The sequence below is a fragment of the Planctomyces sp. SH-PL14 genome, from assembly GCF_001610835.1.
GTDB lineage: Bacteria > Planctomycetota > Planctomycetia > Planctomycetales > Planctomycetaceae > Planctomyces_A.
The window spans coordinates 5,092,450-5,105,685 of the sequence record NZ_CP011270.1; the positions used below are offsets into that span (position 1 = coordinate 5,092,450).

Here is a 13,236-nt window from a genome sequence, read left to right on the forward strand (position 1 = left end):
CGAGCCGCCGCGTGGCGGCTCGGGCCAATTCCGCGGATTGCCGGCAGCCGATCGCTGACAGCCAGCCGTCAACGGTTCAGACAACAGCCGCCGTCGCGGCGAGCGCCTTGCGGGCGTGGGCCGCGATCTCGTTGTCCTTGAGCTGCACGATCGTCTTGTCGATATCGAGTTCCACGATCTTCTGCAGCGGTCCACTGAAACGATTACGCAGCTCGCCCAGCATCAGCGACGGGGCGAGCAGGATCAGATGGCCGAACTCGTTCTCGTTCCGTCCCTGTTCCAGACGCGTGACGATCTCATCCGCGAACTTCTGCGCGGTCGCGTGTCTGTGGTCCGTCGGCCAGACGAACGAATGGGCCGGCCCGAAGGAAGCTCGTTCGCGCCCCGCCCCGTCCGCGTTGAGCTCTCGACCCATCATTTGCCCTTCCGGGTTGTCGAGAGTTTCGATGAGCTGGAAACCGTCGAGCGCGGGCCAGTTGGCGGCGTAAATCTTCGCCAGGGCGCGGTCGGCGGCAACGATCCAGGCAACGGGATTGCGGCGTGGTTCGCGACGAAAACTCATTGGACACCTCCATTTTCCGAGAAATGAACTTGCGCATAGGGAGCAACCAGGGTGCCCGGCGGTGTCAAACCGCCCTTACCTGATTGGCCATGACAGAAATTGCCAGGATGCCCGATCCCCACCCGGTTCAAGGGACCATTCGAGGTTCAAGCAGGAACCCGAATCGCAGAAGCGATAAACCATGATTCCGAATCCCGGAACGTCATGACTTGAGAACGCGCAACCACGTCATTCTCCGCGCAGGGATGCTCCGGGCCAGAGAATTCTTCGGAAGTTTGCCGGAATGTCACGGTTTGCGTTCCGCGCTCCAGAGAACGAGCGGCCACTGACATTCGCTGGAATCCGGGGATATAGTGGAGGTCCACGTCCCGCACAGCGCGTCGCGCAGTGCCCAGCGCCCGTCACCTGGATGTCACTCACGGTATCTCGATGGCCGATAAGCAGCCGGAAAATGAACGACAGATCGACCAGTACCAGCTGGTCAACGTCATCGCCACCGGCGGGATCTCGCAGGTCTGGGAAGTCCGGCACCTGGCGACGCAGCAGCCCTACGCCATGAAGCTCCTCCTGCCGGAGGCGTTCCAGGACAAGGAGCAGCGGGCCGAGATCAAGACCGAGGCCAACACCGCCAAGCTCTTCGAGCATCCGAACATCATTCGCGTGCTGGACGTCAACGTCAGCCGCGACCATGCCTACTTCCTGATGGAGCATTTCCGCGCCAGCAACCTCAAGCAGATGATCCGCGGCGACCTGGCGGGCGCGCAGGCCCGGATGAAGAAGATTGCCGAAGGGCTGGCGAGCGCGCTGACCCTGGTTCACGACAAGGGGTGGCTGCATCGCGACATCAAGCCGGAGAACATCCTCGTCAACCGCTCGGGAGAGATCCGGCTGATCGACTTTTCGCTCTCGTCGAAGATCCCTTCGGGACTGGCGAAGATGATGACCGCCAAGAGCCGGGTCGTCATTCAGGGAACCCGGACCTACATCGCTCCGGAACTCGTCGAGCGGCAGCTGCCGGGGATCCCGTCCGAGATCTACAGCATGGGGGTCCTGTTCTATGAGATCCTGACCGGGCGTCCGCCGTTCGTCAGCAAGAACCCGAACGACCTCTTGATGATGCACGTCCGCGACATCCCCGAGCATCCGGCCGGCTACAACCCGAACGTGTCGCCGGAGATGGACCAGCTCGTGATGAAGATGCTGGCCAAGAAGCCGAAGGACCGGCCGCAGAACATGAACGAGCTGTTCACCACGATCCGGTCGATGCCGTTCTTCAAGGAGGATCCCGAAAAGTACCACCGGACGAAGGCCCAGGCGGCGAGCGAGAAGCAGGCGCAGTCGCTCGACGTCCGTCTCGACAGCCGCGTCGATGCCGGCCGGACTCCGGAAGAGCGGGCCCTGGTGGCGAAGGCGGCCAAGGAGAAGCTGGAAGCCTCGCAGAAGAAGAAGGCCGAGATCGAGCGGCACGTCGCCAAGACGGGCGGCGGGTCGGCGCCGGCTCCCGCTCCGGCGGCGGCCTCTCCCGCGCCGCAGGCTCCGCCGCCGAACTTTGGCTACGGGATGCCCGGATACCCGCCCGGCTATCCGATGCCGATGCCCGGAATGATGCCGGGGATGCCTCCCGGAGGAATGCCCGGCATGGGCTTCCCGGGGATGCCGTTCCCGGGAATGCCCGGGATGCCCGGTCCGGGTGGAATGCCTGTTCCCGGGGGCATGCCGGGCGCGATGCCCGGGATGCCGATGCCTGGCGCTCCGATGCCCGGTATGCCGGGAGGACAGATGCCCGGGGGGATGCCGATGCCGGCCGGAATGCCGGTCCCCGGCGCTCCTCCGCGTCCCGCGGCTCCTGCGGCGGCCCAACCGGCTCCCGTCCCGGCGAAGGCCGCTCCTCCGAAGGCGGCCCCGGCTCCTCCGCCGAAACCGCAGGACGACATTCCGCTGATGGATGAGCTGCCGGACGTGCTGTAGCGACAGCGACCGGAAAGCCTCTTTAAACCGGGTCCAGGGGCACCCTGGTGGGGAGTGCAGAGGGGGCCTAGGTTGTGTTCTTGGGCCCTTTGCCCGCCGGAGGCCTGGCCGTCGAGAGATGTCTGAAGGAAGGTGTGTCCAAGCGCGGACGCCGTGCTGTATGCCCCCTCACCAACCCGTGGTGATTGCGGAGCAAACGGTGCGGGGTTGAGGGCGTCCTCAACGTGCGCTCCGTGACGCTGAAGGCGTCTAACAGCCTAGCCTGGGGCCAACGCCCCAGGTTCGCGGCGCAAATCAAGCGACAAGCCCTGTAGGGGCGCAACAATCCTGTTCGTTGTTGCGCCCCTACAGGGCTTGGGCTCCAGCACCGTCCCCGTACCTGGGGCGTTGCCCCAGGCTAGGTTGTCTCACGCCGTTGGCGTTCCCCGAAGATGCGGCTCGATGCGTTGATCAGTCGCAACAAATTACCCAAGAACATCTTACGGCATCTGAGGTTGGATACAACGCGGAGATACGGAGAACGGATATCTTCGTGGATACAGAACACCATCGGAAGCTCTCCGAATACCAAGTGCACTGGTTCTCATGGCCCGGCAGGATTCGGCCACAGCCCACTCAAACAATGGGGGTTCGGACTATTATTGCGGGAATGATCGGGCGCAATTCTGGGCGCGGTCGGAGGAACAATTGGCCGGTCAGGACCTGCTGACGGACCTCTTTCCAGAACTCCATATCGGATCGCACTTCTGGGCACCTCGGGGACGACGGACAGGACGAAGGCTGGCGCCTCCATCCTTCAGCGTTCCTGAAATGCACAACTGTGCGCTGTCAGATTCGAGCGCCCCGATCCCCGCCCGCCGCCACCATTTTGAACCGCCCTCAACACTCGGCTCCTGGTCGGTCGTTTGTGCCAATGCCCTGCCTCGTCCTGCCAGGAGACGCACGCCACCCGCATCTGTCGTCACACCATCCGGCTCTCTTGCGGGTCGTCTGGAGCGGGCTCGCGCTGATAGGTACAAAACAGGATTCCGTCACAACTGACATGTGCCCGCTTGGGGGTCACCCGAGGCTCGGGACAGGTGAATTCTCTGCAAGCAACTGCAGGGCTCTCTCGGGGCCATGTTTCTTGATTAGCTCTAGCACCTGACGAGCCCGTGGGTGGTCAGGCTTTAGCTTGACGAGTTCCTAGGCCCGCTTGGCCAATTTCGCTCCTTCGCGGGACTGGAGCGCTGACTCCATCTCCTTCAGGATGAAGTTGACTTCATCCATCAGCTTGTGGGCCTGCGCCAACAGCAACGCCGTTAACCCTCTGAGAGAGGCTGTTCAAAGAAAGTCTTGAGGCGACAACGCGTTGTGGCGACGCTTCGGTTCTCACTCTGAAAGTCTCACTCCGTCATCGCGCTCTCGGTCTCTGAAAAATGGTTCCCTTTCCGTGCGGCCCACATTTTCTGTAACGCTTCCGTGCTGACCGGGTTCTTTTGGTACCAGGAGGTTGTCCCTGAATTCTGGAGACGAATCCATTCAGAAGTGCGGCGAACGCGAGCGATGGGTTGCCTCGACCGTTCGCCGTGCGCTGGCGTACGCCCTGACCCTGGTCCGCCGGCAGCACGATGCGGAAGACATTGTCCAGGAGTGTTACCGGCGCCTGCTCACGAGGGCGGACCGGTACGACCTCCCTCGTGATGGGGCGAAGATCCTATTCAAGTCGATCACGAATGCCTGCTTCAACCACCTCAAGCGGCGGCGCCCCGCGGTCAGCATCGAGGGCGGGGCTGGCATGCCGGAGGTTTCCACGCCAGTAGCTGGCACAGGCCCTGATTTGCCGGTGCTGGAGCAGGAGCTCCAGCAAGCCATCGGAAGGGCCCTTGCTGAACTGCCGGTCAACCAGCGAGCGGTTGTCGAACTGTCGAGCCTAGGACATCCCCTCGTGGATGTGGCCGAGATGGTTGGCCTCAGTCCTGGCAACACTCGCGTGTTGCTGCACCGGGCGAGGCAGATGCTGGCAGAGAGACTGCGAGAGTTTCGAGAGGAGAAGTCATGACGGATCCGGAACGCGACCCGATCGACCAGCTGGTGCGATCATATCTCGACAACCAGGAATCGTTGGTCAATGCCGAACGTCTGCTCAGCCGGATCTCGGACGATCAGGGCCTCGATCCCGTGAGGTTTCGTCCTACCGAGGTCTCCGCGACTCGAAGACGGTTCCTGTGGATGGCGTGGTGGCCGTCGATCGTGACCTTGATCGTGGGGGCCTTTCTAGTCGGGCGGTCCTACCATCCCTCCTCCGCCAGTGCGGCGACCTTGCTGCGGAACGTCCAGGAGGTTCATCAGCGAGGGGGCGACCGCTGCTACCGCGTACTGCACGTCCCGGAACCGTCGGCGCTGTCGGGGCAGAACTCGAAGATCCTCGGATCCGAGAGCCTGTTGTGGACGAGGGGAGACCGCTTCTGGTCTGACTGCCGGATCGGAGAGACGCGGTTGAAGATCGGGCGGGATGTTGACGGCGCGCTTTGGCTGGCCCCGTCGCGAAAGAAGGGGGTCCGCTTCCCCCCCGATGACCCCGCCTTTCCGAAGGACCTCGAGACGCTGTGCCAGATCAGCTCCGTCACGGTCCCCGTTCTGCTCGACCGAGTCCTGGCCGATTTCGATTTCCGAACGGAAGCCCCCCTGGCCCATACCGGGAATGAGCGGCGCCTCGTCTGGGCGCGGCTGATGCCGGGGCGGACTCACAGCTTCCTGTCGGCGGCTTGCCTGGAGGTCGATCAGGAGACCGATGTGCTGGTCAGGATGGTGCTGTGGCTGCAGAAAGATGACCGTCCCAATGGGACCGTCACCTATTCCCTGATGGAACAGTCTCCCCCAGGGGACGAGAGCTACCGGCTGGAGTCGCACCTCGATCCGGACGCGACGATCGAAGAGCAGTCATTTCAGAAGCCGAAGTGAACGTGCCGAACAAGATCAGCGGGAATAGAAAGATGAAACTGCGGCTGATTCTGATGTGCGCGATCGCCCTCGGATCGCCCTCCTTTCTGTCGGCGAACGAGAAGGGGGGCGAGTTGGCCGGCGCTGCCGACGTGGCGTTCTTCGAGGCGAAGATCCGCCCCGTCCTTGTCGAGCATTGCTACCGCTGTCACTCCGCCGCCTCGGGGAAGGCGGAGGGGGAACTGCGGGTCGACTCCCGGGCCGCCCTTCGGAAGGGGGGCTCAAGGGGGCCGGCCGTCGTCGCCGGCGACACGAAGGCGAGTTGGCTGCTCGTCGCGGTCGCTCACTCCGATCCCGATCTCCGGATGCCGCCGCGGGAAGATCGGCTCAAGGACTCGGTCCTCGCCGACTTCAAATCCTGGATCGACCGCGGCGCGACTGACCCGCGGGACGTCGATCCTCCGGTCATGGCAAAGCCGCGTCCGGAATTCTGGGCGAAACGAGGGATGGTCGATCATCCGGCTCCGGAAGTGGTCCGAAAGCATTGGCCGCTCACTCCCATTGATCGCTTCATCCTCGCCAAACTCGAGGCCGAGCGAATTGCCCCGTCGCCGGATGCCTCCCCGGCCGTGCTCCTCCGCAGAATCTATTTCGACCTGACCGGTCTTCCCCCCTCGACGGCTGACCTCGATCGGTTCACGGGGCGCGCGGCGGCGGACGGAATGGATGTCGCCTTGGTGGTGGAGGTCGACGCCCTCCTGGCCACGCGGCAGTTCGGCGAACACTGGGGGCGGCACTGGCTCGATGTCGCCCGCTTTGCCGAGTCGAGCGGGAAAGAGGCCAATATTTCCTTCCCATACGCCTGGCGATACCGTGACTACGTGATCGACAGCGTCACGGCCGACGTTCCCTACAATCGGTTCCTGGAGGAACAGGTCTCCGGGGACCTGCTGCCGACCGGGACCAATGCGGAACGGGCCCGGCTTCTGATTGCGACCGGCTTTCTCGCGCTGGGGCCAAAGAATCTCGACGAAGGGAACGAGGCCCAGTTTCAGGCGGACCTGGTCGATGAACAGATCGACACAGTTACCCGGGCCATCCTGGCGAACTCCATCGCCTGCGCCCGTTGTCACGATCACAAGTTCGACCCTTACTCGATGGAGGACTACTACGGCCTCGCGGGGATCTTCGGCAGCACGAAGACGTACTTCGGCACGGCGGTTTCCCCCTCCAACCGGAACAGCGGCGATCCGCTCCGGCTGCCGGACATCGAAGGACAGACGGTCCTGCATGCCTCGATCCCCAAAGCAAAAGTCGATGAGCTGAAGACGAAGCTCGCCGCCCTCAACAAGGAAGAGCAGGAGAAACAGGCCGCCGTGTTGAAAGCGGTCGCCGAAGGAAGGGATGCCAGCGGGATCTTCACTCTTCAGGACGCGCTCCGGATCTTCTGGTCTCGCGGCGGCATCGAAGGGGAACTGGAGCGGGTTTCCGACGACGGGACGGCATTGCCTCTGGCGATGGGGGTTCTCGATCGCAAGGAGATCAAGGATTCCCCCGTCTATGACCGCGGGGACGTGGCGCGGCCGCGCGAGCTGGTCCCTCGTAGTATTCCCGCCGCGCTCCGAATTGACGGGTGCGAAGCCATCTCCCCGGACCACAGCGGACGTCTCGAGTTCGCTCGATGGCTCATTCATCCCGAGAATCCGCTCACGGCCCGTGTCTTCGTCAATCGGGTCGTCCGGAACCTGCTGGGAGCGGGGCTCGTCAGGTCCGTCGACAACTTTGGCTCGACGGGTGAACCGCCGACGCACCCTGAGCTGCTGGATCACCTGGCGGTGCAGTTCGTCTCGGAAGGATGGTCACTGAAGAAGCTCGTGCGGAGTGTGGTCCTGTCGCGGACGTACCGGCAGGCCTCCGACTTTCGCAGCGACTGCTTTGAGCACGACCCGGAGAACCGACTTGTCTGGAGGATTCCGAAACGACGGCTGCCCGCCGAGGCGATTCGCGACGCAATGCTGTGCGCTTCGGGAGAACTCGACCTCTCGCGCCCTCAGGGGTCGCTGGTAGGACGAGTCATCGGAGATCGTCCGATCTCACTGATCGGGCTCGACCGGCGGTTGCCGCGGGATCTCGACGGTTCCGTTCAGCGGAGCGTGTACCTCCCTGTCATCCGGGATCGCCTGCCGGATGTCCTTGAGCTTTTCGATTTCGCCGAGCCGAGCCTGGTGACCGGGGAACGCGAGAAGACCAACGTGCCGACCCAGGCCCTGTACCTGATGAACAGTCCCTTCGTGAGCGAGCGATCGACCGCGATGGCCCGGCGTCTGACCCGGGAGTCGACTCGTCCGGATGAACAAGTCCGGATGGCGTTTCAGATCTGCTTCGCCCGCGACCCGCTGCCAGAAGAATCGACCCGCGTGATGGCCTTTCTGGATTCGCAGCATTCCGGTCCTGAGGAACAGAAGACACCGCCAAAGTCCCTGGTCATGTTCTGCCAGGCACTGCTCTCCACGGCCGAATTTCGCTACGTCGACTGACTTTGGAACGCTTCTCCGCACAAGAGGACGAGGAATGACTCACAACCTCGATCACACGCCCGCACTCCTGTCGCGGCGCGCGACGCTGAAGTCCCTGGCCTCGGGTTTCGGCTATCTCGCCTTCGCGGGCCTCGCGCAGGCCGAAGCCCTTCGCTCGCCCTCGGCCGCCGGCTCCCAGTTGGCGCGGCGGACGACTCACTTTCCGGCCCGCGCGAAGCAGGTCATCTTCCTCTGCATGAACGGCGGCCCGTCGCATGTCGACCTCTTCGACTACAAGCCCGAGCTGAACCAACGCTCCGGCCAGCCGATGAAGGTCGACCAGAAGAACGGTCCGCGGCTTCTCGGTTCCCCGTTTTCGTTTGCCCGGCACGCGGAATCGGGGCTTTGGATCTCCGAGCTCTTTCCGCACCTGTCGCAGCACGCCGACGAGCTGTGCGTGGTCCGCAGCATGCAGACAGATCTCCCGAATCACTCGCAGGCGTTCCTGCAGATGCACACGGGAAGCTTCCAGTTCGTCCGCCCGTCACTTGGAGCCTGGACGCTCTACGGGCTTGGGACGGAGAACGCCAATCTCCCGGGGTTCGTCACGCTCAACCCGCCGAGCGACAACGGGGGAGCCCGCAACTACGGCAGCGCGCTCCTGCCATCCATCTGCCAGGCGACCCGGATCGGCACGAACCAGATTCCCGGGTTCTACGCAGCCCTTCTGAAGATCGACCAGGAGCCGGGGCCGCCGCTGAAGAACATCGAGAATTCGGCCCTCTCACTGGCCGAGCAACGCAGTCAGCTCGATATGGTTCGCGATCTGAATGCCATGAAGCTCGCTCGCGACCAGTACCATCCTGAGATCGAGGGAGCGATCGAGTCGTTCGAGCTCGCTTTCCGGATGCAGGGTGAACTGCCGGAGGTGCTCGACCTGCGGAAGGAGACGGAGGCGACTCAGGAGGCGTATGGACTCGGAGCCGGCAAATCGACCGACCGTTTCGGCCGCCAGTGCCTGTTGGCGAGGCGGATGGTCGAATCGGGTGTAAGGTTCATTGAGCTGACGTCGCCAGTCGCCTGGGATCACCACTTCCTGCTCAAGGACGAACTTTCGAAGAGCTGCCTGGCGACCGATCAGCCCATCGCCGCCCTCCTCAGCGACCTGAAGCAGCGGGGCCTCTTAAGCGACACCCTGATCGTCTGGGCAGGCGAGTTCGGAAGAACTCCGTACGTGCAGGGGGGAGCCGGACGCGACCATAATAACAAGGGCTACTCTATTTGGATGGCAGGCGGCGGCGTGAAAGGGGGGCTCGCGTACGGGGAAACCGACGAAATCGGCTACGAGGCGGTCGAAAACCCGGTCCACCTCCACGATTGGCACGCCACACTGCTGCACCTGTTGGGGTTCGACCACACGCGGCTCACGTTCAACTACGGCGGCCGGGATTTTCGGCTCACGGACGTGCACGGACACGTGATCCACGAGTTGGTGAAGGGCTGACTCCACGGACCACGGACAACGAGTATTTTCGGCATCGCGACCTCATTGTCGCAGAGAGTGGTAAGCCGGTGATCGTCATGCGACGGTGCTCCTGCCGGACCACAAAGCCGCGCTCCTGCTCGAAGACTGGTTCGAAGCGGAGCCCCCGTTCGTGCGGGTAATTGCCCTGCGATATGGAGTGTCTTCGACATCGGTCCAAGGAATTGTCAGAGAGGTCAGAGGGTCAGTTCTGGTGCCTTCTCAACGGCCTTGCTCACGCTCTAAAAACCGCTCGTCTACGCACTGATTTCTTGGTCGCGATGGAGATCGTCGAGATTTCGCGGCCGGTGCGCCACGCGAAGCGCATTCAGAACAGCCAGGACATCGATGACTTCCTGGCTGATTGCACCAGCGACCGGGGCCAGATGGCCGCTCGCCGCGAGGAGCATGCCGACCAGGCTGAGGCCCATTCCCCCCAGCGCGCTCTGCATCGCAATCGTCCGCATCCGATGGCCGATGTGGAGCAGCTCGTCGACTCGTTGCAGGGAGCTTTCCAGAAGAACCGCTCCCGCCGCCTCAGCCGTAACGTCGCCTTGGCCGAAGGCGATCCCGACCGTCGCGGCCGTGAGGGCCGGGGCGTCGTTGATGCCGTCTCCCATGTAGAGCGTCTGGGCCCGCGCGGTCTCCTTCCGGACGAGCTCGAGCTTCTGCTCCGGAGTCTGGTCCGCGTAGACCTCGCGGATGCCGACCACGGAGGCCAGATGCCGGGCCTCGATCTCGCGGTCGCCGGAGACGAGCAGCACCCGTTCAAAGTGGTGCCGCGGAAGATGGTCCAGGAACGGTTTGCTGTCGCGGCGGGGCTCGTCTCGAAACCGCAGAACCGCCGCGAAGACGCCGTCGATCACCAGCACGCACTCCAGCCCCGCCGCTTGGGCCGGAAGCGTTTCGGGGGAGACGCCGCGGCGGGCCAGGAGTTTCGTCCGGCCCGTGACCTCGACGTCATAACCCTCCACCCGGCCGGTCAGGCCGTGGCCCGGGGGTTCCCGTACCTCGGTCGCCTCCGGGATAGTCAGTCCCCGCTCCCGGGCTCCGCGGAGGACCGCGTCGGCCAGAGGATGCTTCGAATACTGTTCCAGCGCCGCGGCGAGTCGCAGGACCGGCCCCTCCGCGAGAGCGCTTCCCGGCGCGAGGACGCATTCCGTCAGCCGCGGGCGGCCGTAGGTGAGCGTTCCGGTCTTGTCGAAGATGGCAACCCGGCACTGGTCGATCCGCTCCAGGACCGAGGGGTCCCGGATGATGATGCCGCGGCGGGCCGCGAGCGAGATTCCACCGAGAATCGCGACGGGAATGGCGATCAGCAGGGGGCAGGGGGTCGCCACGACGAGCACCGCGAGAAACCGCGTCGCATCCCCGCTGGCGATCCAGGCCGCGAGGGCGATCGCCACCGCGAGGGGCGTGTACCAGGCGCCGAGCTGGTCAGCGAGTCGCCGGAGACTGGGCCGCCGCTGCTCGGCGTCGCGCATGACCGACATGATCTTTGCGTAGCGGGAGTCAACAGGGAGTCGGTCGGCCCGGATCCGGAGGGCCGCCGTTCCGTTGAGCGCGCCGGAGAGCACGAGGGCGCCCGGCGCTTTCGGCATCTGGTAGGGCTCGCCCGTGAGATAGGACTCGTCCATGCTCCCCCGCCCGTCGAGGACCGTTCCGTCGACCGGGCAGACTTCGTGCGGCAGAACGACGAGCTCGTCGCCGGTCTGGATCTCTTCCAGTGGGATGTCGGACTGGCCGTCGGTTGTTTTCCGATGGGCGGTCCGCGGAACCCGCTTGGCCAGGGCCCGCAGGACCGAGGAGGCCTGCCGCATGGCGAACGATTCGAGGGTCTCGCCTCCGGAGAGCATCAGGACGACGATCAGGCCGGCAAGGTATTCCCCCTGGATTGCGGCGGTGGTGATCGAGAGTCCCGCCAGGAGGTCGGAGCCGAACTCGCCGCGCAGGGCCTGTCGCGCGAGCAGGAGGACGAGGGGGAGTCCGCCAGCGATCAGGCCGGCGATCAGCGGGGCGTCCCGCGCCGGGACGAGGTGGCCTGGATCCGCCGCCACTAGCCATCGCGCCGCCAGGTGAACGGCGAGGCAGGCGAGAGCCAGGGCGGCGATGGCGGGCATCAGTCGTCCGATCCAGGGCTCGGGGGATGTAGACCCATCCGGCGGTGGATTGAGAGGCATGGAGCAGGCTTTCCGTTTGCTCAAACCGCGTCCTTGCCGGCGCGACTCCGCCAGCTCGAACCCAATTTTCCACGACCACCGGGGTCATGGGTGTGACCTCCTTGCATCCCCAACGAGGGTAGCCCCTGGACCCGGTTCGGCCACGATGTCGGGTTGCGCTCGCCCCGATTCAGGATCACTTGTCAGACGACTTCTCCGGGGCCTTCGCTGGCGGAGCCTTGCGGACGTGATCGTGACAGTCCACACAGGAGATCGTCACATCGAACCAGGCGAGAGCCGCCTTGTCATACCCCTCCTTGTCCGCCGCCGCAATCAGCCGCTGGACCGCCTCCCGGAACTGACGGTTGTGAAGCCGGTACTCCTGGTCCGTCAGAACCTGGAACTTCTCCGCCTTGCTCATCTCCAGGAGCGAATTCCCCCCCTGTTTGATGAGGTCTGAATTCTCCATCACGATCCCTTCGAGGATCTGGCTGGACGCTTCCATCTTGCGAGCCATGAACTGCTGCAGCGGACTCTTGTCCTGACGCTTGGCCGCGGGAGGATCCGCGTAACAGGTCATCATCGAGGCGTGCCAAAGGAGCGCCCCCGCCGCACCCGCACCGGCAGCGACAAGGGGGAGAGCCCAACGGAGGGAGGGATGAAGAAGGGACATGATGCTTCCTGAACCAGTCGGGGAATGGGAGTCGGGAGGGGAACTGGGATGGGGCGGGATCGCGATCGCCCCGACCGGCAGGGAGCGAAGCAACCGATATACCGCCCGGCTGCGCGCCTCGGGATTTCAGAGAGGCAGAGTTCGGAGCAGCAATCCGGAGCATGCGGCCTCTCCTTCCGCGTTCGCCGCGGTCGCACCGGACATCGCGTCTCCCTGGGAATTCGCAGTGGTGGCGAAACTGTGCGTTTCAAGCCTACCCACTCCCGGACGCACACTTGTGTGACACCCGTGCCCAGTGCCAGGGGCAAACCCGCGTCTCCGGTGGAACTCTCTTTCCGGAGTCAACGATCCCACCGCGTCCAGCCGATCAATGAGACCAGAGCTCAAGGAGGCTGGCGTCATGCGATCGATATCGATGGGAATCGGAACGGCCCTGCTGCTGGCGGGGGCCCTCTCCCTCCGGGGAGCGGAACGAAACGGGGCCGCGGAGAAGCCGGTGGCCAGCCAGACCGCCAACGCCGCCATCATGCGGGCCAAGCTGGCGAGCACGCAGAAGATCGTGGAAGGTCTCCTGGCCAATGACTTCGCCCTGATCGAACGAGGAGGAGACGAACTCGACCGGATCGGCCACAGCGAAGCCTGGGCCGCCGCCGAGGACCAAGTCTACGCGCACTACCGCAACGAACTGCAGCGGCAGGCGGTGAAGATCTCGCGTCTGGGGCAGGAGCGGAACTTGGACGGGGCGTCCTACGCCTACATGCACCTCCTGACGGCGTGCATCGGGTGCCACTCCCATTGCCGGGATGTCCTGCACGTGGCGACACGGATTCCCCGCCTGGAAGCGCCGCCCAAGTCGACCGGCTCGGCCACAACAGTGCCGCCGGCGCGGGAGCCGTGACTCTCGGGAACGGAGG

General features: G+C 64.3%; 9 protein-coding genes. 6 read left to right on the forward strand and 3 right to left on the reverse strand.

What is annotated here, in order from left to right:
- Nucleotides 1-76: 76 nt before the first annotated feature.
- Nucleotides 77-562, reverse strand: coding sequence for a host attachment protein (locus VT03_RS19445; protein WP_075094522.1), 486 nt, complete (start codon nt 560-562; stop codon nt 77-79).
- Nucleotides 563-991: 429 nt separating this feature from the next.
- Between VT03_RS19445 and VT03_RS19450 the strand changes: the two genes are divergently transcribed.
- The 5 genes from VT03_RS19450 (at nt 992) to VT03_RS19470 (ending at nt 9,472) form a co-directional block, all read left to right on the forward strand.
- Nucleotides 992-2,530, forward strand: coding sequence for a serine/threonine protein kinase (locus VT03_RS19450; RefSeq protein WP_075094523.1), 1,539 nt, complete (start codon nt 992-994; stop codon nt 2,528-2,530).
- 1,492 nt (nt 2,531-4,022) lie between these two features.
- Complete coding sequence (locus VT03_RS19455; RefSeq protein WP_075094524.1) at nt 4,023-4,571, forward strand: RNA polymerase sigma factor; 549 nt, start codon at nt 4,023-4,025, stop codon at nt 4,569-4,571.
- On the forward strand, nt 4,568-5,473 hold the full coding sequence (locus VT03_RS19460) for a hypothetical protein (RefSeq protein WP_075094525.1): 906 nt from the start codon (nt 4,568-4,570) through the stop codon (nt 5,471-5,473). Before VT03_RS19455 ends, VT03_RS19460 begins: the two co-directional genes overlap by 4 nt.
- Nucleotides 5,474-5,505: 32 nt before the next feature.
- Entirely contained in the window at nt 5,506-7,989 is a 2,484-nt protein-coding gene (locus VT03_RS19465; protein WP_075097195.1) for a PSD1 and planctomycete cytochrome C domain-containing protein, read from the forward strand.
- 34 nt (nt 7,990-8,023) lie between these two features.
- Nucleotides 8,024-9,472, forward strand: coding sequence for a DUF1501 domain-containing protein (locus VT03_RS19470; RefSeq protein WP_075094526.1), 1,449 nt, complete (start codon nt 8,024-8,026; stop codon nt 9,470-9,472).
- A gap of 275 nt (nt 9,473-9,747) precedes the next feature.
- Here the strand turns inward: VT03_RS19470 and VT03_RS19475 are convergent, their stop codons facing one another.
- Nucleotides 9,748-11,610 carry a heavy metal translocating P-type ATPase gene (locus VT03_RS19475; protein WP_231870480.1) on the reverse strand — a complete coding sequence of 621 codons (1,863 nt, stop codon included), beginning with the start codon at nt 11,608-11,610 and terminating at the stop codon, nt 9,748-9,750.
- Nucleotides 11,611-11,845: 235 nt separating this feature from the next.
- Nucleotides 11,846-12,322, reverse strand: coding sequence for a hypothetical protein (locus VT03_RS19480; protein WP_075094528.1), 477 nt, complete (start codon nt 12,320-12,322; stop codon nt 11,846-11,848).
- Nucleotides 12,323-12,722: 400 nt separating this feature from the next.
- Between VT03_RS19480 and VT03_RS19485 the strand changes: the two genes are divergently transcribed.
- Nucleotides 12,723-13,220, forward strand: a complete 498-nt coding sequence (locus VT03_RS19485) for a hypothetical protein (RefSeq protein WP_197489007.1) — start codon at nt 12,723-12,725, stop codon at nt 13,218-13,220.
- Nucleotides 13,221-13,236 lie beyond the last annotated feature (16 nt).